The organism is Pseudomonas sp. C9, assembly GCF_002000165.1.
Lineage (GTDB): Bacteria > Pseudomonadota > Gammaproteobacteria > Pseudomonadales > Pseudomonadaceae > Aquipseudomonas.
The window spans coordinates 433151-454597 of sequence record NZ_MPAK01000002.1; the positions used below are offsets into that span (position 1 = coordinate 433151).

Genomic DNA, 21447 nt, shown 5'->3' on the forward strand with positions numbered 1-21447 from the left:
ATACTTGTTCGGCGTAAACTGGTAGTGCCGCTAAATTTAAGTTTCTTGTTTTTAGCGTAAATCAATGCTGATTTTGCCTCTTGTATACAGAGGTATTATCCAAGTCTGTGGAGATGCTTAAAATGACCTATAAGGTTTTTTGCAATGTTGCCTTGGCTAGCTTGATTCTCTCAGCCGTCAGTGGTGTTTATGCCGCGTCGACTGATACCAATGATATGACGTGTAAGGAGTTCCTTGTAACGCCACCGTCAGCCCAGGCCCCAGTCGTACTTTGGGTTTCAGTCGACGAGAATATTAATTCAAATGGGGGGTCTTTCACTAAAGAAAAAGTTAAAGCCCAAGTTCTTCCTGAGTTCGTGAAGCTGTGCAAGAAGAATCCAGAGAAAAAAGTATCTGGTTTTACAGAGGAACTGAAGAAACTGTTCTGAGTGATGTCATCACGAACCTGAGGCGCTTGTCGGCGTTTTAATGCCGGCGAGCGTTATACCTTTTTTGAGTCCGATTAATATGATGGGCAGCGTTGGTTGAACCATTTCCCTGATCTGATTCTCTAGAGCCGATTGCTGCCAGTCGAATATCCACCTGCAATGTGAGCGCGTCGTCGTCACGCCGGTGTAATTAGGATGGTGGATTAAATCACCTCATTATCGACTCCCAATTCATCACCATTCCCTGTGGGAGCCTGCTCGCGATTGCAGAGTGTCAGTCGATATCCTGTTCACTGACCCACTCCGATCGTCGGAACGCCGCCCAGAGCCTGCTCGTTCCCACAGGGGCTGTCGGGCGCATTCTTGAAATTGTGGAAAACAATATTCACAAGCTCTGAAAGCGCGACATAAAGCCGCTGCAAATAGTTGTTTTGTCACGGTTTTGACTTGTCCCCGTTTACTGTGGAACTGGCTGTGAATAACGTGGGAGTAGCTGCCTGGACGCCTTTAAAACCGTGGCTTGTGGCGTGGTGGTTGTTTTTTGATCAGGCGTTTTGGAGCGACTCTGAACCGCAGTTGTCAACCTTTTTATTGGCGATAGAACTAGCACAAAACGGACAGGGCAAGCCTGTGGATAAGTCTGTGATTAAACTCTGGAAAGACTCGGCTGAGGGCCGTAGTTACTGGCTTGGCGCCACTGCTGGTCTGTAGGAGAAATCGTGCAAAATGCATGGGGCTACACTGCGAGCATCCGAGGGTCAAGCAAAAAACTTTCAAAACTCCCCGCAAAGCCTTGTCCACAGCGGCTTTCAACCTTTCCACTTGCCCCCGGAAACTGTGGGCCGGCCTGTGGATAACATGCGCGCACATGGCTACAAGCCGCGGCGGACATGGCGTTGCCAGGGCTGAGCGTTTTTTGAGCAGATTTGCGGTGGTTGCCGCTGTGTGCAAGGCCGGGCATGCTGCCAGCTGATTTTCTATTCCAAGGGCTGCCCGTCAGCCGAAGCAAGGAGAACACGATGTCCAACACCCTGTTTATTACCGGCGCGACGTCCGGTTTTGGTGAAGCCTGTGCCCGCCGTTTTGCCGAGGCAGGCTGGAAGCTGGTACTGACAGGCCGTCGTGAAGAGCGCCTCAATGCCCTGTGCGCCGAATTGTCGAAGCAGACCGAGGTGCATGGCCTGGTGCTCGACGTACGTGACCGCAAAGCCATGGAGGACGCGATTGCCAACCTGCCACCATCCTTCGCCAAGCTGCGCGGGCTGATCAACAATGCTGGCCTGGCGCTCGGTGTGGACCCGGCGCCCAAGTGCGATCTCGACGATTGGGACACCATGGTCGACACCAACATCAAGGGCCTGATGTACAGCACTCGTTTGCTGTTACCGCGCCTGATTGCTCATGGTCGTGGTGCCGGCATCGTTAACCTCGGCTCCATCGCCGGCAATTATCCGTACCCGGGCAGCCACGTGTATGGCGCGAGCAAGGCGTTCGTCAAACAGTTCTCCCTGAACCTGCGCTGCGACCTGCAAGGCACCGGCGTGCGCGTCAGCAACATTGAGCCGGGTCTGTGTGAGAGTGAGTTCTCGCTGGTGCGTTTTGCCGGTGACCAGGAGCGTTACAACGCGACGTACGCCGGTGCCGAGCCGATCCAGCCGCAAGACATCGCCGAGACCATTTTCTGGGTGCTAAACGCGCCGGCGCACATCAACATCAACAGCCTGGAACTGATGCCAGTGAGCCAGACCTGGAGCGGGTTTGCGATTGAGCGGAACGCGAAGGTTTAAGACCGCGTAACGGCCAATCGCGGGCAAGCCCGGCGCCTACAGGTAATGTGTTGGATCGCCAATTGGCGAGCGCTACAAGCCCTGTGGGAGCCGGGCTTGCCCGCGATAGCTATCGGTCAGTCAGCGCAGATAGTCGGCCAACCCGCGATAGCAGGTTGCCAAGTGATAAGGGGTGGTTGACGGCATGTCTTTGCGGCTGACTTCGCCCAGCTCATCCCGACACTCATACCAGCCGCCCGCATGCAGAAAGCGCTGTTGCAGCGCTTGTAGCTGGCGTTGCACCACCGCTTCGGCGTTCGGGCGCAACGTCAGCGCCCTCAAGTATTCCGCCTGAGCCCAGATGCGTTGGGTGGCATCTTTGGCGTTGCCCTCCAGATCAAGCATCGCCTGCGCTGCACCGGTCTGCGCATCGACGCCTTGTTGTTCGGTGAATGCGAACGCACGGTCCAGCGATGCATGAAGTGGCGAACCGCGCAGCAGCGACGAAGATTCGAGCAAAAAATACCACTCGAACTGATGCCCGGGTTCGAACCAGTTATCCACAGCTCCCAGCGGTTTCTCCATCAACACGCTGTGTTGCGGGTCAATGAAGCGCTTGTGCATGGCTGTGCATAACGCGACGAGTGCACGTTGCACCGCGATGTCTTCGCGTACCGACAGGGTCGCGAGGAAGGCTTCGGCCAGGTGCATCAGAGGGTTTTGCAGCGGCCCGGAGTCGAGTGAGGACCAGTCGCGGTCGAGGCTGGCGTCGTACAGACCGTCGCCTGTGGCGAAGCGCTGACCGATCACTTCCAGTGCCGCGTTGAGCGCGGATTCCACCAGCGGTTCGCGCGACTTGTCCCAGTAATGGGCGCAGGCGAACAGAATGAACGCGTGGGTATACAGGTCTTTGCGCTGATCCAGCGGCGCGCCGTGCGGGTCGATGCTGTAGAACCAGCCACCGTGTTCGGCGTCGTGGAAGTGCTGTTGCAAGGAGCGGAACAGCTTGGCGCAGCGCTCCTGCGCGCCTGGCACCTGGCCGATCAGGCTGGAAAACAGATACAACTGCCGTGCGCAGGCCATGGCCCGATAACGTTGAGGCGGCAGTGGTTGATGCTCTGCGTCCAGTGCTTCATAGGGCAACGCCATGTCGGCATTCCAGCCGGGGCCTTGCCAGAGCGGCACGATCACGTCCTGGAAGTGCTGTTGCACCGAGGCGAACAGGGCGGTCAATTCAGGCAGGGAGGCGGAGCGGGAAACAGGTGGCATTGGCTGGCGTCGTCACGGCAGGGTCGATTGCGCGACATGTTAGCAGGCCTGAGAGATGCGGTGTCTGTCAGGCCGCCATCGCGAGCAAGCTCGGCTCCTACAAGAGCACGCATTCCACTAATGAAATGGCTACCCCCGCTGCCCCCTGTGATCGCCCACTAAGCTTTCACAGGGGGCTCATCGGAGATCGTTGCCATGAACAAAGTAGCTATTGCCGCCATCGACTTGGGAAAACACTCCTTTCATCTGCATGCTCAAGATGATCATGGTCATGAGCTTTACCGCAAAAAGTTTACGCGGGCAGCGCTCACCCAATATCTGGCGAAACTGGAGCCCTGCACCGTCGTGATGGAAGCCTGTGGCGGTGCCCACTTCATGGCACAGGAGGTCGCCAAGCTGGGGCATACGCCCAAGCTTATTGCGCCACATCTGGTACGCCCTTACGTGAAAAGCAACAAGAACGACTTCGCTGATGCCGAAGCGATCTGCGAGGCGGCGTCTCGCCCCACAATGCGCTTCGTGCCCCCCAAAACCCAGGCTCAGCAGGCGCTGGCGATGCTCAATTCGGTGCGTGAGTCGTTCATCAAAGATCGCACCGCCACTGTCAATCGCATTCACGCCGCCCTGCTGGAGGTGGGTATCAGCCTGGCTCCCGGCTTCAAATCCATCAAAGAACTTCCAGCGTTGCTTGAGATGAGTTCATTTTCCGGCTCCATCAAAAAAATTCTGATGGGGCTGCATGAGCACTTCAACTATCTGGATGGGAAGGTCAAAGCGCTGGACAAGGAGGTGGAATGCCGGGCCGCTGAAGATGATCTGGCGGCTCGTTTGATGACCATGCCRTGYGTCGGCCCGATCACCTCCAGCGCCCTGGCTGCCGAGTTGGGCGATGGCAAACAGTTCAAATGCGGCCGAGGTTATGCGGCGTCGATCGGGCTGGTACCCAAACAGCACGGCACGGGCGACAARAYCGTGTTGCTGGGCATCAGCAAGCGCGGCGATCGAAATCAGAGGCGCCTGCTCATCCAGTGCGCAGGCCGCTGAAGATGATCTGGCGGCTCGTTTGATGACCATGCCATGCGTCGGCCCGATCACCTCCAGCGCCCTGGCTGCCGAGTTGGGCGATGGCAAACAGTTCAAATGCGGCCGAGGTTATGCGGCGTCGATCGGGCTGGTACCCAAACAGCACGGCACGGGCGACAAGATCGTGTTGCTGGGCATCAGCAAGCGCGGCGATCGAAATCAGAGGCGCCTGCTCATCCAGTGCGCCCGKGTKTACTTGATACAGCTGGAACGACAGAAAGGCGCTCTGGCGGACTGGGTCCGTCAACTATTAGCCTCCCGCCATCACTCCAATCTCGTGGTCTGCGCGCTGGCCAACAAGCTGGCAAGAATCGCCTGGGCGATAGCCGCACACCACACTGAATTCGATGCGGGGCCAGCCGCGATGAACGCCTGACCCCGCTGTCACCCGAGCACCACCCACCTGGTTTTGCGATGCTGGATAACTGATGACGTGAACGGCCAACCGGCCTGACGACAACCCTGAGCTCCTACACGGCTGTAAGGCCGTTCAACCTGGTTTTGCGATGCTGGATAACTGATGACGTGAACGGCCAACCGGCCTGACGACAACCCTGAGCTCCTACACGGCTGTAAGGCCGTTCCACTAATTAGGGTCGTTGGGCATCGATTCTCATCGAGGCGCGGGGTGACAGCCCCACTCAGACGCCGGATAGATGAAAGCAAGCCAAACACGACATCAAAAACAGTATTGCAGAAAAGGGGGTAACCATAGATGTAGGAGCCGAGCTTGCTCGCGATGAGGCCATCACCGGCGATAAAAAAATCAGCCCGCCAACAACCACACGCCAGTCGCCGCCGAAGCCGCGCCCGCCAATCGAACCAATGGCGCAGCCGCTTGCGGCAGCAAGCGAACGACCGCATACCCGGCCGCATGCAACGCCGCCGTTGCCGCCACAAAACCTGCCGCATAAGCCCAAGGGCTCGACATGTCCGGCAACTCCAACCCATGCGCCACACCGTGGAATAGCGCAAACAGCGCCGTCGCCCCCACCGCTACGCTCAATGGCGGACGAACGGCCAACGCCACCGCCAGCCCCAGCGCCAGCACCGACGCGGCAATCGCGCCTTCCAGCGCCGGCAGGTTCAGCCCTTCAAAGCCCAGCAGGCCGCCGATCAGCATAGTACCGACGAAGGTGCCGGGCAGCGCCCAGCGCGCCGCACCTTTTTGCTGAGCGGCCCACAAGCCGACCGCAACCATCGCCAGCAAGTGGTCGAGGCCGCCAATCGGGTGGCTGATGCCGGCGATCAAGCCGTTGTCACCATGACCCGGATGGGCGAAGGCGATGGCCGGGGTCAACAGCAGGGCCATGGCGCCCAGAATGCGTTTCAGTGTCATGGATAAGCTTCCTTGTTGATAAGTCGTGATCAGGCGGCTGTCAGCAGGCCCTGGCGTTCGATAAAGGCGATGATCTCTTCAAGGCCCAGTCCGGTTTTCTGGTTGCTGAACACAAACGGTTTGCCGTTGCGCATGCGTTTTGTGTCGCTGTCCATCATCTCCAGCGAGGCACCCACCAGCGGCGCGAGGTCGACCTTGTTGATCACCAGCAGATCGGATTTGCAGATCCCCGGCCCGCCCTTGCGCGGGAGTTTGTCGCCGGCCGACACGTCGATCACGTAGATGGTCAGGTCGGACAATTCCGGGCTGAACGTTGCCGAAAGGTTGTCGCCACCGGACTCCACCAGAATCAGGTCCAGCCCCGGGAAGCGGCGGTTGAGTTGATCCACGGCTTCGAGGTTGATCGAGGCGTCTTCGCGGATCGCCGTGTGCGGGCAGCCGCCGGTTTCCACGCCGATGATTCGCTCGGGCGCCAGGGCTTCGTTGCGCACCAGAAAATCGGCGTCTTCGCGGGTGTAGATGTCGTTGGTGACGACCGCCAGGTTGTAGCGCTCGCGCAGGGCCAGGCACAGGGCCAGCGTCAGGGCGGTTTTCCCGGAACCGACCGGGCCGCCGATACCGACACGTAGAGGTTGTGTGTTCATGTGATTCTCCAAGCTAAAAGGCCCTAGGAACGGAACAGACGGCTGTACTGGCGCTCATGGGCCATGCACGCCAGGGACAGGCCGAAAGCGGCGCTGCCATAGTGTTCGGGGTTGATTCGGGTGGCGTCCTGCTGGGCTTGTTGCAGCAGCGGCAGCAATTCACTGGTCAGGCGTTGGGCGGCTTGCTGGCCCAGCGGCAGGGTTTTCATCAGTACGGCCAATTGGTTTTCCAGCCAGCTCCAGAGCCACGCGGCCAGCGCATCCTGGGGACAGATTCCCCAGGCCCGTGCCGCCAGCGCCCAACCGAGGGCCAGATGCGGTTCGGGGCGTTGGTCGAGGAAGGCGCGAGCCGGCGCGTCCAGCTCCGGTAAACCGTTGAGCAGTTGCTGCAAGGAATAGCCCATCTGTCGGCTCTCTTGATGCAGCTCGCGGGTTTCCCGACTGGCACGGTGTTGTTCACAGCGTCGGAGCAATTCGGGCCAGTTCTCTTCGGCCGCCGCCGTGCAATGGGCAAGCAGCAGCGGCGCCTCGAACCGTGCCAGGTTGAGCAGCAATTGATCACTGATCCAGCGTCGTGCGCCGTCCGCATTGCTTACGCGACCGTTTTCCACCGCCATTTCCAGACCCTGGGAATAGCTGTAGCCGCCAATCGGCAGCTGCGGGCTGGCCAGGCGCAGCAGCGCCCAGGCCGGGTTCATAAGCGGACGCCGAACTGGTGCAGTTTCGGCGGATAGTTGAAATCTTCGTCACCGTGCCGGGAGTGGTGGTGGCCTCCGCCATAGGCGCCGTGTTCCGGCTGGAAAGGTGCTTCGAGGCTTTCGACCTTGGCATCCAGCTGTTCGAGCATGGCTTTGAGCACGTAATCGTCGAGCAGGCGCAGCCAGCCATCACCGACCTGCAGGGCGACATGGCGATTGCCGAGGTGATAGGCGGCGCGAGTCAGCTCGAAGGCATTGGAGCAGGTAACGTGCAGCAATTGTTCGGGGCGGGCGCAGACACGCACGATGCGCCCGTCTTCGGCTTGCAGGCATTCGCCGTCATACAGGGGCGGCTGTCCGCGCTCCAAAAACAACCCGACGTCTTCACCTTCGGCACTGAAACAGCGCAAACGGCTTTTGCTCCGGGCTTCGAAGGTCAGGTGCAATTCGGCGGCCCAGACGGGTTGAGGGTCGATTCTGCGATGAATCACCAGCATCGGAAGGCTTCCAGCAATGGACATTGCTGAGGCTAGAGCAAGGGGCTTGCCAATCGGGCAATACGTAGGAAATACCTGTCGGAGTGCAGGGGGTGGTGTGCAAAGTTGGTTGAAGTTGGTGCGAGGAGGGGTGTGGTGCACCAATTTGCGGCGCACAAAAAAAGATCGCCATTGAGGCGATCAATTCAGGCGGTCATTCGGTACTGCCGAGTCCTTGCCAATGCTTCAACCCGATAAAGATAAACCGCAGTTGCTGCGTGATCTTCGCTTGAGGCGTCAAGTGTTCGGGCAGCGCCTCGGCCGGCGGATCAATGATCTCGGGCAAAGTTGCAAACACACTTTTGACGATCAGGTCAGCCATGACGCTCAGGCCGCCCATGTCGAGGTGTTGCAGCTTTGGCATCAACGACAGGTCGGCCGCGAGATCCGAGCTGATGTCTTCGCGCAAACGTGCGATGGCCTGGCGTACCGGCAGTGATCCACCGTACTGCTCGCGGGCCAGAAACAGGAATTGCGAGCGATTGGCGCTGACCACGTCGAGAAAGATCCGTACCGACGCATCAATAATGCCGCCCATGACGAATTCGTTATGGCGCACCAGGCGAATGGTTTCACGGAAGGTCTGACCGACTTCGCTCACCAGCACCAGCCCCAGTTCGTCCATATCGGCGAAATGCCGGTAGAAACCGGTGGGCACGATGCCGGCGGTTCTCGCTACTTCGCGCAGGCTGAGACTGCCGAATCCTCGGCCGCATTCCATCAGGTGGCGGGCAGCGTCCATCAGGGCGTTGCGGGTCTGTTGTTTCTGTTCGGCGCGGGGCAGCATTGCAAGGGTGTTTTCTGGACAAGACAGCGGCGCACTCTAGCAAATCGGCTTCGCTGGCGTCGAACGACTATCGGGGGATCAAGCGGGGAAACATGGCTTCTCTATAAGTCAAAAGCCCAATCCGGGGATTGGGCTTTTTTTCAGGGCCGCCATGGGCTTAGCTCACAGCGCTGTTGCGTTCGATCACACGGTCACCGCCGCCTTCAGCCAGGGTTTGGCCTTGTGGGGTGCGGTCGGAACCGCCTTCAGCCAGGGTCTGGCCTTGTGGGGTGCGGTCGGAACCACCTTCAGCCAGGGTTTGGCCTTGTGGAGTACGGTCCGAACCATCTTGGGTGATCAGGCCTTTTTCTTTCAGGCGATCGTTACCGCCTTCGGCAAGTGTCTGGCCTTGTGGGGTGCGGCTGGAACCATCGGCGGCAACGGTTTGGCTGAACACCGAGTGGCTGTCTTTGACTTGCGGAGTGGCCTGATCAGCGGCTGGCAAAGCGAAAGCGGTGCTGGCTAGCATCGAGAGGGTCAGGCTAAGCAGTAATTGGCGTTTCATGATGGGTTGCTCCTTGGGGGGGCGATAAAGTGGGTACGAGGGCAATGCTACTCTCGATAAATCGATATGAAAGTTCATAACCGCAATGGTAATAATCAACAGAATTGATTGTTCTGCTGAGAGGCTCTAAACCGGGCGTTTCCGGCGAGTGTTTTTGCACCGCGGTGGGTACTTCCGACTCACTCGCGCCGCACAAAAGTGCGGGTGGGGGTAACACCGTTTAGAGCGCGCAGGTTGATCGCGCCCGATTATTTGAACGTTAATTGGCTTTTCGGTTAAACCTGCGCACCTTTTCCCAGTCCTAGATTTCATGGCAGGCCGGTTCTGGCCTAACGTTTCACACGTGCGTCGCGGTCAGGACGCTCAGTCGTTTCAAGGAGCCCTGTGCAATGACGCGCCCCCCTAAAATTGTTGCCTGGATCTTTGCCAGCCTGGTTGTTCTGCTGGCGATACTCGTACTGGTCATCGTGTTCTTCGATTGGAACCGGATCAAACCCGCGATAAACAACAAAGTCACCGAAGAACTGCACCGAGCATTCGCCATCAATGGCAACCTCGCGGTGGTCTGGCAGCGCGAGCTCGACGAGGCTGGCTGGCGGGCCTGGGTGCCGTGGCCGCATGTGGTCGCCGAAGACTTGAGCCTGGGCAACCCGGACTGGTTGAAGCAGCCGCAGATGGTCACCCTTAAACGCGTAGAGCTGCGTATTTCACCGCTGGCCTTGCTGGCGCAGCGGGTGGTGATCCCGCGCATCGACCTGACCGAGCCGAACGCCAACCTGCAGCGCCTGGCCGATGGTCGCGCCAACTGGACGTTCAAATTCGACCCCAAGGACCCGAACGCCGAACCTTCGAACTGGGGGGTGGACATCGGCGCGATCGGCTTCGACAAAGGCCATGTCACCCTCGACGATCAGAGCTTGAAGACTCAACTGGATGTGCTGATCGACCCGCTGGGCAAACCCGTTCCGTTCAGTGACATCGTCGGTGACAAAGCGGCGAAAACCGCACAGGAAAAGGGGGCCGCGCCACAGGACTACGCCTTCGCGCTCAAGGTCAAAGGCCAGTACCACGCGCAGAAACTCGAAGGTTCCGGCAAGATCGGTGGGTTGCTGGCCCTGCAGGATGCGGCCAAGCCGTTTCCACTGCAGGCCCAGGTGAAAATTGCCGATACCAGCGTCGAGTTGGCCGGCACGTTGACCGATCCCCTGAACCTCGGCGCGCTGGATCTGCGACTGAAATTGGCTGGCACCAGCCTGGGCAATTTGTATCCGCTGACCGGCGTGACGCTGCCGGATACACCGCCTTACGCCACCGACGGGCACTTGATCGCCAGGCTGCATGAGCCCAGCGGCGCAGTGTTCCGCTATGAAGAATTCAACGGCAAGATCGGTGAGAGCGACATCCATGGCAGCCTGGCTTATGTCGCCAGCCAGCCTCGGCCGAAGCTCAGCGGTTCATTGCTCTCCAATCAATTGCTGTTTGCCGACCTTGCACCGTTGATTGGCGCCGACTCCAACGCCAAACAAAAGGAGCGCGGTGGCGACAGTAAACAGCCGCCGGACAAAGTGCTGCCGGTCGAAGAGTTCAAGACCGAGCGCTGGCGTGACATGGACGCCGATGTCGAATTCACCGGCAAGCGCATCGTCCACAGCGAAAAATTGCCGTTCAACGACCTGTATACGCACCTGGTCCTGACCGACGGGGAGCTGCGACTTGAGCCCCTGCGTTTTGGCGTGGCCGGGGGCAACCTGGAGGCGCAGATTCGCTTGAATGGCCGGACCGAACCGTTGGAAGGCCAAGCGAAACTCACGGCCCGCAAGTTCAAACTCAAGCAACTGTTCCCGACGTTCGAGCCGATGAAAACCAGTTTCGGCGAGCTCAATGGCGATGCCGACATTTCGGGGCGCGGCAACTCGGTGGCCAAGCTGTTGGGCAGTGCCAACGGCAATCTGAAAATGCTCATCAATGACGGGGCGATCAGCCGCGAGTTGATGGAATTGGCCGGGCTGAACGTCGGTAACTATGTGGTCGGCAAAATCTTTGGCGACAAGGAAGTGAAGATCAATTGCGCGGCGGCCGACTTCGATATCAAGACCGGGTTGGCGGCCACGCGGCTGTTCGTCTTCGATACCGAGAACGCGATCATCTATATCGATGGCACCGCGAACATGGCCACGGAACAACTGGACCTGACCATCACGCCGGAGTCGAAGGGCTGGCGCCTGATTTCGTTGCGCTCGCCACTGTATGTGCGGGGCCCGTTCATCAAGCCGGATGCCGGGGTGAAAGCGGTGCCGCTGATGCTGCGCGGGGCGGGAATGGTCGCCCTGGGCGTGATCGCCGCTCCGGCGGCGGGGTTGCTGGCGTTGGTGGCACCCAGTGGTGACGCGCCAAACCAGTGTGCGCCGTTGCTGGAACAGATGAAGGCGGGGAAAGCGCCGGTGACCGTCAAACCCACCAAGTGAATTGCGGCGTCTGTAAAGACGTGATCGCGGGCAAGCCATGCTCCCACAGGGATTTGAGTCGATCACAGCAGTCGATTTCACCGCGCAACCTGTGGGAGACGCCATCGCGGGCAAGCCCGCTCCCACAGGGATTTGAGTCGATCACAGCAGTCGATTTCACTGCGCAACCTGTGGGAGACGCCATCGCGGGCAAGCCCGCTCCCACAGGGATTTGAGTCGATCACAGCAGTCGATTTCACCGCGCAACCTGTGGGAGCCGCCATCGTGGGCAAGCCCGCTCCCACAGGGATTTGAGTCGATCACAGCAGTCGATTTCACCGCACAACCTGTGGGAGCCGGGCTTGCCCGCGATGGCGGTATGTCGGGCGCTACAGGTCCTTCAGAATGCCCGCATGCCCGGACAACAACGCTTCCTCACGCAACCACGCAAAAAATGCCCGCACCGGCGGATGACGCTCGCGACCCGGCACACACAGTGCGCTATACCCGGCCCCGTCGACTTGAATGTCGCCCTTGTAGGGCACCAGCAAACCGCTGGCCACGCTTTCTGACACCAGAATATTGCTCGCCAGCACCAGCCCTTGCCCGGCAATCGCCGCTTGCAGGGCGTAATGCTCTTCGTCGTATTCACGCACCGCAGGCTGTTCCTTCAGCCAGGTCTCGCCGGATTTGATGCACCAGGCCTCCCAGCCATGGGCATACAACTTGGAATTGTGCCAACGCACGCTGATCAGCGCGGGTGTCCGCTGGGCCGCCAGCGCCACTTGCTCGGGTGAGCCATACACGCCGAAGGACTCATCAAACAGGCACAAGCCATACAGGTTAGGGTAGTCGTCGAGGCTGTAGCGCAGGACCAGATCGACACTGGCGTCCTGATGCAAATCGATGACTTCGCAATGGGTGTCCAGGCGCAGGCTGATGCCGGGGTGGCGTGCGTAAAAGCGTCCGAGGCGCGGCACCAGCCACAACGCGGCGAAGGCGGCGGTGGTGGAGAGGGTCAGGTGTGTGCCGCTGCGTTGCGGGCGCAAGGTGTCGACGCTTTGCGCCACGTCCAGAAAAGCACCGTGCAGGCTGTGGAACAACCGTTCACCGCCGTCGGTCAGGCGCACCTGCCGTGGAAGGCGTTCAAACAGCGGCACGCCGAGCCAGGTTTCCAGCGAGCGAATTTGATGGGACACCGCCGTCGGCGTCACCGAGAGTTCTTGTGCGGCCGCCTTGAAGCTCAGCAAGCGGGAGGCGGATTCGAACGCGCGCAGGGCGGTCAACGGCAGCGAAGCAAACATTGAGAAACTCCATGGATGAAATGGATTCATCCCGACTGATTTCTGCTCATTTGAAGCGGTTGGCTGGGAGCATCAAGCTGCAAGCCACAAGCCGTTTGAGTGTAATCCCAAGGAGATTCAGATGAGTACAATTCTTGCCGTTCACGCCAGCCCCCGTGGCGATCGTTCGCACTCCCGGCGTTTGGCCGAAGTGTTTCTTGCAGCTTGGCAGGCGCACCATCCGCAGGCGCGGTTGACCCGACGTGAAGTCGGGCGGGCGCTGATTCCGCCGGTCAATGAAGCCTTTGTGGCCGCCGCGTTTTACCCCGAACCCCAGGCACGACCGCTGTCGATGCAGGCCGACCTGGCGTTCAGCGATGAACTGGTCGGCGAATTGCTCGGGCACGACCTGCTGGTGATTTCCACGCCGATGCACAACTTCAGCGTACCCAGTGGCCTCAAGGCCTGGATCGATCAAATTGTGCGGCTCGGGTTGACGTTCAATCACACGCTGGACAATGGCGTGGCCCAATACGAACCGCTGGTTCAAGGCAAAAAAGCCTTGATCGTCACCAGTCGCGGCGGCTTCGGGTTCGGCCCGGGCGGTGAGCTGGAAGCCATGAACCATGCCGATCCGTTGTTGCGCACGGCGCTGGGATTCATCGGTATTACCGACATCACCGTGGTCGCCGCCGAGGGCGAAGAGTCCGAGGCGCGTACGTTCCAGGTCTCTGCCGCAGAGGCCGAGCAGCGTTTGCTGGCGCTGGCCAGGGAGTTTTAGATGGCCTGGCTGTTTCTGCTGATCGCCGCCGGGTTCGAAGTCACCTTCGCGATGGGCATGAAGTACGCCGAAGGTTTCACCCGGCCCTGGCCGTCGCTGATCACAGTCGTGGCGGCAGTGGGCGGGATTTACTTCCTGACCCTGGCCATGCGCGAGTTGCCGGTGAGCATCGCGTATCCGATCTGGACCGCCATCGGTTCACTGGGCACGGTGTTTCTCGGGTTTGCGCTGCTGGGCGAAAGCCTGACGGCGATCAAAGTGGTGTCGGTCGGGCTGATCGTGGCGGGCGTGGTGGGGTTGAAGTAGGGTGGATGTCATAAACTGGTCGTCGAGTTGTCATGTTCGGTGACGATGCTTGGCTGACGTCTTGCCTCGCGCCTTGCTTCATCTCCTCGACCACAAGGACGTTCGCCCATGTCGCAAGGTTCCGCTACGCGCTACCCGCTGGTGTTGGTCCCGGGAATGCTCGGGTTTATCCGACTTGTGCTCTATCCGTATTGGTACGGCATCGTCTCGGCCCTGCGCCAGGGTGGGGCGACCGTGTTTGCGGTGCAGGTCTCGCCGCTCAATTCCAATGAGGTGCGCGGCGAGCAACTGCTGGCGCGTATCGAACAAATCCTGCACGAGACCGGGGCCGGGAAGGTCAACCTGATCGGCCACAGCCAGGGTTCGCTCACCGCGCGTTACGCTGCTGCCAAACGACCGGACCTGGTGGCGTCGGTGACCTCGGTGGCCGGGCCGAATCACGGTTCGGAACTGGCCGATTACCTGCACAAGCACTACCCGCACGACAGCGTAAAGGGCCGCCTGTTGAGCTGTCTGTTGCGGATGATCAATGCCTTGATGTGCCTGCTCGACACGGGCTATCGCGGGCCGAAACTGCCGGTGGATATCCATGCGTCCCATCACTCACTCACCTGCGAAGGCGTGGCGCTGTTCAATCAGCGTTATCCACAAGGCCTGCCTGAAACCTGGGGCGGGCATGGACCGGAGGAGGTCTACGGCGTGCGTTATTACTCGTGGTCCGGGACGTTACAGCCGGGCAAGACCGATCGTGGGCGCAATCTGTTTGACGGGACCAATCGCAGTTGCCGGCTATTTGCCCAAACGTTTGTGAACGAGGCCGGGTATTGCGACGGGATGGTCGGGCGGTACAGTTCGCACCTGGGCACGGTGATTGGCGATGAGTATCCGCTGGACCACTTCGACATCGTCAATCAATCGCTGGGATGGGTGGGCAAGGGCGCCGAGCCGATCCGGTTGTTTGTCGAGCATGCGGCACGGCTAAAAGCAGCCGGCGTGTAAGCCGCCCTCTGGCGAGGGAGCTTGCTCCCTCACCACAAAGGACTATGCGCGGCCCAAAACGGTGGTCCAACGCTCCGAAACAATCACCCCGCCCAGCGTCAACACCCCGCCCACCAGGTGATACAGCGCCAACTGTTCATGCAGCACCACCGCCGCAATCAGTGCGGTAATCAACGGCAAAAGATTGAAAAACAGCGTGGTCCGGCTCGGCCCCAGGCGCACCACCGCTTGCATCCACGCCAGCGGTGCAACCATCGAGGCCAGCAGGCAGGCATACAACACCAGCGGAATGTTCTGCAGCGTCGGGCCGATCTTCGGTGAGGCGAGGAACATCGGAAACAGCACCAACACCGCGACCAGTACCTGCAAATACAGCAACACCAATGGTGGCAGCCGCAACTGCCATTTTTTCAACAAGGTGCTGTAGATCGCGTAGGCCAACGTGGCGATCAGCATCATCGCATCGCCCAGGTTCACCCCATGCTCCAGCAGCGCGCCAAGGCTGCCGGACGAGACCACCACCGCCACCCCGGCAAACGACAGCACCGCACCGGCCAAGGCCCCCAGGGTCAGGCGCTGGCCGAGGCTGATAATGGCCATGGCCAAGGACATCAATGGCATCAGCGACAGAATGATGCCCATGTTGGTGGCCGAGGTCAGGGAGGCGGCGAAGTAGGCGAGGCTCTGATAGACCGCCATGCCCAGCACGCCGAGGACGAAAATCTTGCCCAGGTTCGGGCGGATCTGCGGCCAATGTGCGATCACCGGTTTGAGCATGAATGGCGTGAACAGGATGGCGGCCAGCAGCCAGCGGTAGAAACCGATCTCGGCGGGGAAGATCGCCCCGGCTGACATTTTGGTGATCACGGTGTTGCCAGCCCAAATGAAAATGGCCAGCAGGGGATAAGCGTATTGCATCAGGAAAAACCAGAACGTTAATGAAGCGCAATTATCCTCTGTCTGGATGCAAGCCTATACTTCGATCCAGACAACACACGGCGGATTCCGGACAGCATGAGCAGTAAACACATCGACCTGCTGGCATTCAGCGAACTGCCGGCCCCGGTCTATTTTCGCTACGCCGATTTCAACACCCATGAATACGCCTCGGCCCACCGTCATCCGTGGGGCACGCTGGAGTATTCGGCCAACGGTGTCTTGCACATGGAAATCGGCAGCAGCCGTTTCATGTCGCCGCCGCAATACGCGGTGTGGGTGCCGCCGCACACCGAGCACAGTTTCTACAGCAACCAGCCGATCAACTATCGTGCGGTCTGTCTCGCGCCGTCGCTGTGCCAGGATTTGCCTGCGCAGGCCTGCACCCTGGCCATCAGCGACATTCTTAAAGCCATCCTCAAGGACTTCGCCGCGCGCGATGTGAAGATCCCCGAGCAAGAGGCAGACAAGCGCCTGGCCCAAGTGCTGGTGGATCAACTGCAACAGGCGCCGGTGCAAGAGTGTTACTTGCCCTACGCCAGCAGCCCGGGCTTGCTTGGAATACTGGACGCCTTGCAAGCCGCGCCTGGGGATAACCGGCCACTGGCCCACTGGGCGGAACAAATCCATGTCAGCGAGCGGACGCTGGCGCGCCAGTGTGTCCGCGAGCTGGGGATGAGCTTTGGGGAGTGGCGGCAGCGCTTGCGGTTTCTGGCCGCGATCGAAGCGCTGGACAGTCACCGCAGCGTTCAGGACATCGCCTTCGACATGGGGTACAGCACCGGCTCGGCTTTTATCGCGATGTTTCAACGCCAGGCCGGGTGTACGCCGGAGCAATACCGGCGCAGTCACCTCGAGAGTCGGTGAAGGTGTAACAGGCATTGTCTACACTGCAAAACATGGCCGTGCCCATCGGTACGGCAACAAGGAGAAAACTCCATGACAATGTTGCGTGTCCCTTTTTTGATGATCGGTTTGCTGCTCTGCTCCCAAGGCTTCGCTGCCACTGCGCAGCAGGACAAAATGACCACCTGCAATGCCGACGCTACGGCCAAAAGCCTCAAGGGCGATGAACGCAATGCATTCATGAGCACCTGCCTGTCGGCTAAGCCGGCGACCGATGCGGTCGATGTGACCAAACCCAAGACCCCTCAGCAAGAGAAGATGACCCGTTGCAATGCTGACGCTACGACCAAAAGCCTCAAGGGCGATGAACGCAAAGCATTTATGAGCAATTGCCTGAAAGCTGAACCGGCCGCCCCGGCCGCCGAAGCCGCCAAACCGATGACCTCCCAGCAAGAGAAGATGAAAACCTGCAATGAAACAGCCACCACTCAGGCTATGAAGGGTGATGCGCGTAAAGTGTTTATGAGCAATTGCCTGAAGAAATAACAAGCAATGAACCGGGTAGGGGCTCAGCAAAAAAAATGGCCGGTGCCCCCACTAAGGTCGACCTACACAATCCCTAGTGCTGACATCGGAACGCTGGCAGACTGCCAATCCTTTTTACGTCGTTCGTTTTGAGGCTGTATGCCAACGTTTTCTCAACGCCACTTGCTGTTCACCAGTTGGATCATCATTTTTGGTGGTTTGCTGTTGGTGCTCCCTCTGCGACTGCTGCCGAGCCTGTTGGCCGGTTTGTTGGTGTTCGAGCTGGTCAACATGCTCACGCCACAATTGCAGCGTCTGATCGAAGGACGGCGTGCGCGCTGGTTGGCGGTCGCACTGTTGGGCACTTTGGTGGTCAGCGTGTTGACTCTGATTTTTGCCGGTGCTTTCAGTTTTCTGCTGCACGAAGCGGAAAACCCCGGAGCTTCCCTCGACAAATTCATGGGTGTGGTTGATCGGGCGCGAGGGCAATTGCCGCCGTTCATCGACGCCTATTTGCCCGCCAGTGCCGCCGAGTTTCGTGTGGCGATCGGCGAGTGGGTGAGCAAACACCTGAGTGATCTGCAACTGGTGGGCAAGGACGCGGCGCACATGTTCGTGACGCTGCTGATCGGCATGGTGCTGGGGGCGATCATCGCCTTGCAACGCATCCCCGACCTGACCAAGCGCAAACCGCTTGCCGCCGCACTGTTCGACCGGTTGCACCTGCTGGTCCAGGCCTTTCGCAACATCGTGTTCGCACAGATCAAGATTTCCCTGCTCAACACCTTCTTTACCGGGATATTCCTGGCGGTGGTGCTGCCGATGTTCGGGATCAAGTTGCCGCTGACCAAAACCCTGATCGTGCTGACCTTTCTGCTCGGCCTGTTGCCGGTGATCGGCAACCTGATGTCGAACACCCTGATCACGATTGTCGGTTTGTCACTGTCGATCTGGGTCGCCTTGGCAGCGCTGGGTTATCTGATTTTTATCCACAAGCTCGAATACTTCCTCAACGCGCGCATTGTCGGCGGGCAGATCAGTGCCAAGTCGTGGGAGTTGCTGCTGGCGATGCTGGTGTTCGAAGCCGCGTTCGGCCTGCCGGGGGTAGTGGCGGGGCCGATTTACTACGCGTATTTGAAGAGTGAGTTGAAGCAGATCGGGATGGTTTAACTACCACGCGATCATTCCCACGCTCTGCGTGGGAATGCATCCCGTGACGCTCCGCGTCACAGCTTCAACAGCGGACGCAGAGCGTCCATGGCGGCATTCCCACGCAGAGCGTGGGAACGATCATCACGAGGTTTCGGATCAGTCCATCATGCCGTAACGCTTGGACGCTTCAATCGCCAAACCGCTGCCAATGCTGCCGAAAATGTTCCCTTCGACATGCCGCGCATTGGGCAACATCGCCGAAACGCTGTTACGCAGCGCCGGAATCCCGCTCGAACCGCCGGTGAAGAACACCGTATCCACCTGATCTACGCGCACATCGGCGTCGTTGAGCATCTGGGTCACGCTGGTGCGCACGCGCTCCAGCAGTGCTTCGATGGCGGATTCAAACAGCGCGCGGCTCAATTCCACACTCAGCCCCGGCTCGATCCGGTCCAGCGGTACGTGACGGCTGTCGGCGTGGGTCAGCTGGATCTTGGTTTCTTCCACTTCCATGGCCAGCCAATGCCCGGCGCGCTGGTCGATCAGCTTGAACAGGCGATCGATGCCGCCGGTGTCTTCGATGTCGTAACGCATGCTGCCCAAGGCCAGGGTCGACTTTTGCGAGTACACCGAGTTGATGGTGTGCCAGGTCGCCAGGTTCATGTGGTGACTGGTCGGCATATAGGCGCCACTCTTCATGCGGCTGCCGTAGCCGAACAGTGGCATCAGGCCTTGCAGGCTCAACTGCTTGTCGAAATCGGTCCCGCCGATGTGCACGCCGCCGGTGGCGAGGATGTCGTCGTGACGGTTATCGTGGTTGCGGCGCTCAGGCGACAGGCGCACCAGCGAGAAGTCAGACGTACCACCGCCGATGTCGACGATCAGTACCAGCTCTTCTTTTTCGATGGTCGACTCATAGTCGAATGCCGCTGCAATCGGTTCGTACTGGAACGAGACATCCTTGAAGCCAATGGCGCGAGCCACGTCGACCAAGGTGTTTTCCGCTTCCTGGTCGGCCAGTTCATCGTCATCGACGAAAAACACCGGACGGCCCAGCACGACTTCGTCGAATTCCCGACCGGCGGTGGTTTCAGCACGCTTCTTCAACTGCCCGATAAACAGCCCGAGCAGGTCCTTGAACGGCATCGCCGTGCCCAGGACGCTGGTGTCGTGCTTGATCAGCTTGGAACCCAGCAGGCTCTTGAGCGAGCGCATCAGCCGGCCTTCGTAGCCTTCCAGGTACTCGTGCAGCGCCAGCCGGCCGTACACCGGGCGGCGTTCTTCCATATTGAAGAAGACCACCGAGGGCAGGGTGATCTTGTCGTCCTCCAGCGCGATCAGCGTTTCCATGCCGGGGCGCAGCCAGCCGACGGTGGAGTTGGACGTGCCGAAGTCGATACCGCAGGCACGGGCTGGAGATGCGTTTTTCATGTCTTTCAAGTTCCGGTTAAAAAACGGCCGCGCAGTGTATGTCAGGAAGGCGAATATTCGAAGGCCGACTATCTGCTAAATCTCGCCCGCCTGTGTCTTGAAAGACGCCCCATCACCCCCAAACTACCCTGCATCAACCGGACAGCCGCGGGGCCGTCGCAAGAAGCCCCGCCCGCTGCCGATAAACTTCTGATGCGACGCCCGGTCACAACCTTGAGATCGGTCAACCTCAATGCTGCGAACAAGCGCATGCTGTGGCGGGTGGCGCGACTTTGATAACGGATGGTGATTCCCGCGATGGACTTCAAAGACTATTACAAGATTCTCGGTGTGGAGCCGACGGCTGACGATAAGGCGATCAAGGCCGCCTATCGCAAGCTGGCGCGCAAATACCACCCTGATGTCAGCAAGGAAAAGGACGCCGAGTCCAAGTTCAAGGACGCCTCGGAAGCCTATGAAGCACTGAAAAGCGCTGACAAACGCGCCGAATATGACGACTTGCGCAAGTACGGCCAGCACGGCCAGCCGTTCCAGGGCCCGCCAGGGTGGCAAGGGCGTGGCGCAGGCGGTTTCGGTGGTGGTCAGGACTCGGGCGATTTTTCGGACTTTTTCAGTTCGATCTTCGGCAACCGTGGCCCTGGTTTTGGTGGTGGACAGTCGCGTCGCAGTACCGGACGTCGAGGGCAAGACGTGGAAATGGAACTCGGGATATTTCTGGAAGAAACCCTCTCGAACGAATCGAAGAAGGTCACCTTCCAGGTGCCGCAGTACAACGCTGCCGGCCAGCACGTCAGCAATACCAGCAAAAGCCTGAACGTGAAGATCCCCGCCGGCGTGACCGACGGCGAGCGCATCCGCCTCAAAGGCCAAGGGGCTCCGGGCGTAGGTGGGGGTGCCAATGGCGACCTGTACCTGACCATCCGCTTTGCGCCGCACCCTAAATTTGATGTCGAAGGCGAGAACCTGATCATCACTTTGCCACTGGCACCGTGGGAGTTGGCGCTGGGCGCCGAAGTCGCCGTACCGACCTTGACCGGCAAGATCAACCTCAAGGTGCCGGCAGGCAGCCAGAACGGCCAGCGCATGCGCGCCAAGGGCCATGGTTTGCTGAACAAGGCCGGTGAGCGCGGTTATCTGTTTGTTCAACTGAAGGCGGTCATGCCGAAGAAATCGGACGATGACGTCAAGGCTCTGTGGCAGGAACTGGCAAAAAAAGCGGCATTTGATCCCAGAGAACATTTTTGATCGCTTGGCACCAAGGAGTTACTGACGATGAGCAGTCCCCTGATCGTTCAACTGGACCTGGCAGAATTCTGTGAGGCGACCGACCTGTCGGACGTGTACGTGATCGAAATCGTCGAACACGGCATCCTCGAACCTCAGGGCCAGCAGCCCAAGGATTGGCGTTTCAACGATTACGAACTGGCCCTGGCCAAGCGCGCCGCCAAGCTGCGGCGCGACCTGGAACTGGAATGGGAAGGCGTCGCTTTGGCGCTGGACCTGCTGGAAGAAGTCCAGCAACTGCGGGCCGAGAATCGCATGCTCAAGCAGCGGTTGGGACGGTTGGTGGTCGAGTAGTTTTCTGAGGTTTTTGTATTGCCTGGCAAGGCCTCTTCGCGAGCAAGCCCGCTCCCACATTCGACTGCATTC

The 21447-nt window shown here is 59.5% G+C and carries 20 protein-coding genes and 3 pseudogenes; 13 read left to right on the top strand and 10 right to left on the bottom strand.

Going from position 1 to position 21447, the window contains the following annotated elements:
- Positions 1-122 precede the first annotated feature (122 nt).
- Positions 123-428, top strand: a complete 306-nt coding sequence (locus BMS17_RS28850) for an HdeA/HdeB family chaperone (protein WP_046028442.1) — start codon at positions 123-125, stop codon at positions 426-428.
- A gap of 1019 nt (positions 429-1447) precedes the next feature.
- Positions 1448-2215 carry an SDR family oxidoreductase gene (locus BMS17_RS28860; protein WP_046028444.1) on the top strand — a complete coding sequence of 256 codons (768 nt, stop codon included), beginning with the start codon at positions 1448-1450 and terminating at the stop codon, positions 2213-2215.
- 120 nt (positions 2216-2335) lie between these two features.
- On the opposite strand, the gene BMS17_RS28865 is transcribed toward BMS17_RS28860, so the two are convergent.
- Positions 2336-3463: an AGE family epimerase/isomerase gene (locus tag BMS17_RS28865; protein WP_046028445.1), complete on the bottom strand. Its 1128-nt coding sequence runs from the start codon at positions 3461-3463 to the stop codon at positions 2336-2338.
- A gap of 195 nt (positions 3464-3658) precedes the next feature.
- Here BMS17_RS28865 and BMS17_RS28870 point away from each other — a divergent pair.
- A pseudogene (locus BMS17_RS28870) lies at positions 3659-4922 on the top strand (IS110 family transposase).
- Positions 4923-5312: 390 nt separating this feature from the next.
- Here BMS17_RS28870 and BMS17_RS28880 read toward each other — a convergent pair.
- The 6 genes from BMS17_RS28880 to BMS17_RS28905 all read right to left on the bottom strand — a co-directional run bounded on the left by BMS17_RS28880 (position 5313) and on the right by BMS17_RS28905 (position 9094).
- On the bottom strand, positions 5313-5885 hold the full coding sequence (locus BMS17_RS28880) for a HupE/UreJ family protein (protein ID WP_046033054.1): 573 nt from the start codon (positions 5883-5885) through the stop codon (positions 5313-5315).
- A gap of 29 nt (positions 5886-5914) precedes the next feature.
- On the bottom strand, positions 5915-6529 hold the full coding sequence (gene ureG / locus BMS17_RS28885) for an urease accessory protein UreG (RefSeq protein ID WP_007947546.1): 615 nt from the start codon (positions 6527-6529) through the stop codon (positions 5915-5917).
- 23 nt (positions 6530-6552) lie between these two features.
- Positions 6553-7227, bottom strand: coding sequence for an urease accessory protein UreF (locus BMS17_RS28890; protein WP_046033053.1), 675 nt, complete (start codon positions 7225-7227; stop codon positions 6553-6555).
- Positions 7224-7724 carry an urease accessory protein UreE gene (gene ureE, locus BMS17_RS28895; RefSeq protein ID WP_046033052.1) on the bottom strand — a complete coding sequence of 167 codons (501 nt, stop codon included), beginning with the start codon at positions 7722-7724 and terminating at the stop codon, positions 7224-7226. The genes BMS17_RS28890 and ureE overlap by 4 nt, the downstream gene beginning before the upstream one ends.
- Before the next feature lie 193 nt (positions 7725-7917).
- Positions 7918-8550: a TetR family transcriptional regulator gene (locus BMS17_RS28900; RefSeq protein WP_046033051.1), complete on the bottom strand. Its 633-nt coding sequence runs from the start codon at positions 8548-8550 to the stop codon at positions 7918-7920.
- A 157-nt stretch (positions 8551-8707) separates the two neighbouring features.
- The gene (locus BMS17_RS28905) at positions 8708-9094 is read right to left on the bottom strand and encodes a hypothetical protein (RefSeq protein WP_046033050.1); all 387 of its coding nucleotides are present in this window, start codon (positions 9092-9094) and stop codon (positions 8708-8710) included.
- Positions 9095-9483: 389 nt separating this feature from the next.
- Here BMS17_RS28905 and BMS17_RS28910 point away from each other — a divergent pair, with 389 nt between their 5' ends.
- Positions 9484-11559 (top strand): AsmA family protein, encoded by a 2076-nt coding sequence (locus BMS17_RS28910; protein WP_077432387.1) that lies wholly within the window; start codon positions 9484-9486, stop codon positions 11557-11559.
- Between the two features lie 368 nt (positions 11560-11927).
- Here BMS17_RS28910 and BMS17_RS28915 read toward each other — a convergent pair whose 3' ends face one another.
- Complete coding sequence (locus BMS17_RS28915; protein WP_046033048.1) at positions 11928-12842, bottom strand: LysR substrate-binding domain-containing protein; 915 nt, start codon at positions 12840-12842, stop codon at positions 11928-11930.
- A gap of 121 nt (positions 12843-12963) precedes the next feature.
- Between BMS17_RS28915 and BMS17_RS28920 the strand changes: the two genes are divergently transcribed.
- The 3 genes from BMS17_RS28920 (at position 12964) to BMS17_RS28930 (ending at position 14907) form a co-directional block, all read left to right on the top strand.
- Positions 12964-13602: an FMN-dependent NADH-azoreductase gene (locus BMS17_RS28920; protein ID WP_046033047.1), complete on the top strand. Its 639-nt coding sequence runs from the start codon at positions 12964-12966 to the stop codon at positions 13600-13602.
- Positions 13603-13908 (top strand): multidrug efflux SMR transporter, encoded by a 306-nt coding sequence (locus BMS17_RS28925; RefSeq protein WP_046033046.1) that lies wholly within the window; start codon positions 13603-13605, stop codon positions 13906-13908. It abuts the gene before it with no gap.
- A gap of 108 nt (positions 13909-14016) precedes the next feature.
- On the top strand, positions 14017-14907 hold the full coding sequence (locus BMS17_RS28930) for a triacylglycerol lipase (RefSeq protein ID WP_077432389.1): 891 nt from the start codon (positions 14017-14019) through the stop codon (positions 14905-14907).
- Positions 14908-14949: 42 nt separating this feature from the next.
- Here BMS17_RS28930 and BMS17_RS28935 read toward each other — a convergent pair whose 3' ends face one another.
- The gene (locus BMS17_RS28935; protein WP_077432391.1) at positions 14950-15825 is read right to left on the bottom strand and encodes a DMT family transporter; all 876 of its coding nucleotides are present in this window, start codon (positions 15823-15825) and stop codon (positions 14950-14952) included.
- 96 nt (positions 15826-15921) lie between these two features.
- On the opposite strand from BMS17_RS28935, the gene BMS17_RS28940 reads away from it, so the two are divergent.
- From BMS17_RS28940 to BMS17_RS28950, 4 genes and pseudogenes are all read left to right on the top strand, one after another.
- Positions 15922-16710 carry a helix-turn-helix transcriptional regulator gene (locus BMS17_RS28940; RefSeq protein WP_046033043.1) on the top strand — a complete coding sequence of 263 codons (789 nt, stop codon included), beginning with the start codon at positions 15922-15924 and terminating at the stop codon, positions 16708-16710.
- Between the two features lie 72 nt (positions 16711-16782).
- Positions 16783-17088, top strand: a pseudogene (locus BMS17_RS28945) (PsiF family protein); the annotation flags it as partial.
- Between the two features lie 54 nt (positions 17089-17142).
- Positions 17143-17235, top strand: a pseudogene (locus BMS17_RS31165) (PsiF family protein); the annotation flags it as partial.
- Between the two features lie 138 nt (positions 17236-17373).
- Positions 17374-18384, top strand: a complete 1011-nt coding sequence (locus tag BMS17_RS28950) for an AI-2E family transporter (protein WP_046033041.1) — start codon at positions 17374-17376, stop codon at positions 18382-18384.
- Positions 18385-18522: 138 nt separating this feature from the next.
- Here BMS17_RS28950 and BMS17_RS28955 read toward each other — a convergent pair whose 3' ends face one another.
- Positions 18523-19797: an Hsp70 family protein gene (locus BMS17_RS28955; protein ID WP_046033040.1), complete on the bottom strand. Its 1275-nt coding sequence runs from the start codon at positions 19795-19797 to the stop codon at positions 18523-18525.
- Positions 19798-20094: 297 nt separating this feature from the next.
- On the opposite strand from BMS17_RS28955, the gene BMS17_RS28960 reads away from it, so the two are divergent.
- The gene (locus BMS17_RS28960) at positions 20095-21042 is read left to right on the top strand and encodes a DnaJ C-terminal domain-containing protein (protein ID WP_046033057.1); all 948 of its coding nucleotides are present in this window, start codon (positions 20095-20097) and stop codon (positions 21040-21042) included.
- A gap of 27 nt (positions 21043-21069) precedes the next feature.
- Positions 21070-21375, top strand: coding sequence for a chaperone modulator CbpM (locus tag BMS17_RS28965; RefSeq protein ID WP_046033039.1), 306 nt, complete (start codon positions 21070-21072; stop codon positions 21373-21375).
- The last annotated feature ends 72 nt before the right edge of the window (positions 21376-21447 follow it).

Excerpts from the sequence above, each read along its gene's own strand:
- BMS17_RS28850 (WP_046028442.1), top strand. The coding sequence starts at position 123 with ATGACCTATAAGGTTTTTTGCAATGTTGCCTTGGCTAGCTTGATTCTC.
- BMS17_RS28860 (WP_046028444.1), top strand. The coding sequence starts at position 1,448 with ATGTCCAACACCCTGTTTATTACCGGCGCGACGTCCGGTTTTGGTGAA.
- BMS17_RS28865 (WP_046028445.1), bottom strand. The coding sequence starts at position 3,463 with ATGCCACCTGTTTCCCGCTCCGCCTCCCTGCCTGAATTGACCGCCCTG.
- BMS17_RS28880 (WP_046033054.1), bottom strand. The coding sequence starts at position 5,885 with ATGACACTGAAACGCATTCTGGGCGCCATGGCCCTGCTGTTGACCCCG.
- ureG (WP_007947546.1), bottom strand. The coding sequence starts at position 6,529 with ATGAACACACAACCTCTACGTGTCGGTATCGGCGGCCCGGTCGGTTCC.
- BMS17_RS28890 (WP_046033053.1), bottom strand. The coding sequence starts at position 7,227 with ATGAACCCGGCCTGGGCGCTGCTGCGCCTGGCCAGCCCGCAGCTGCCG.
- ureE (WP_046033052.1), bottom strand. The coding sequence starts at position 7,724 with ATGCTGGTGATTCATCGCAGAATCGACCCTCAACCCGTCTGGGCCGCC.
- BMS17_RS28900 (WP_046033051.1), bottom strand. The coding sequence starts at position 8,550 with ATGCTGCCCCGCGCCGAACAGAAACAACAGACCCGCAACGCCCTGATG.
- BMS17_RS28905 (WP_046033050.1), bottom strand. The coding sequence starts at position 9,094 with ATGAAACGCCAATTACTGCTTAGCCTGACCCTCTCGATGCTAGCCAGC.
- BMS17_RS28910 (WP_077432387.1), top strand. The coding sequence starts at position 9,484 with ATGACGCGCCCCCCTAAAATTGTTGCCTGGATCTTTGCCAGCCTGGTT.
- BMS17_RS28915 (WP_046033048.1), bottom strand. The coding sequence starts at position 12,842 with ATGTTTGCTTCGCTGCCGTTGACCGCCCTGCGCGCGTTCGAATCCGCC.
- BMS17_RS28920 (WP_046033047.1), top strand. The coding sequence starts at position 12,964 with ATGAGTACAATTCTTGCCGTTCACGCCAGCCCCCGTGGCGATCGTTCG.
- BMS17_RS28925 (WP_046033046.1), top strand. The coding sequence starts at position 13,603 with ATGGCCTGGCTGTTTCTGCTGATCGCCGCCGGGTTCGAAGTCACCTTC.
- BMS17_RS28930 (WP_077432389.1), top strand. The coding sequence starts at position 14,017 with ATGTCGCAAGGTTCCGCTACGCGCTACCCGCTGGTGTTGGTCCCGGGA.
- BMS17_RS28935 (WP_077432391.1), bottom strand. The coding sequence starts at position 15,825 with ATGCAATACGCTTATCCCCTGCTGGCCATTTTCATTTGGGCTGGCAAC.
- BMS17_RS28940 (WP_046033043.1), top strand. The coding sequence starts at position 15,922 with ATGAGCAGTAAACACATCGACCTGCTGGCATTCAGCGAACTGCCGGCC.
- BMS17_RS28950 (WP_046033041.1), top strand. The coding sequence starts at position 17,374 with ATGCCAACGTTTTCTCAACGCCACTTGCTGTTCACCAGTTGGATCATC.
- BMS17_RS28955 (WP_046033040.1), bottom strand. The coding sequence starts at position 19,797 with ATGAAAAACGCATCTCCAGCCCGTGCCTGCGGTATCGACTTCGGCACG.
- BMS17_RS28960 (WP_046033057.1), top strand. The coding sequence starts at position 20,095 with ATGGACTTCAAAGACTATTACAAGATTCTCGGTGTGGAGCCGACGGCT.
- BMS17_RS28965 (WP_046033039.1), top strand. The coding sequence starts at position 21,070 with ATGAGCAGTCCCCTGATCGTTCAACTGGACCTGGCAGAATTCTGTGAG.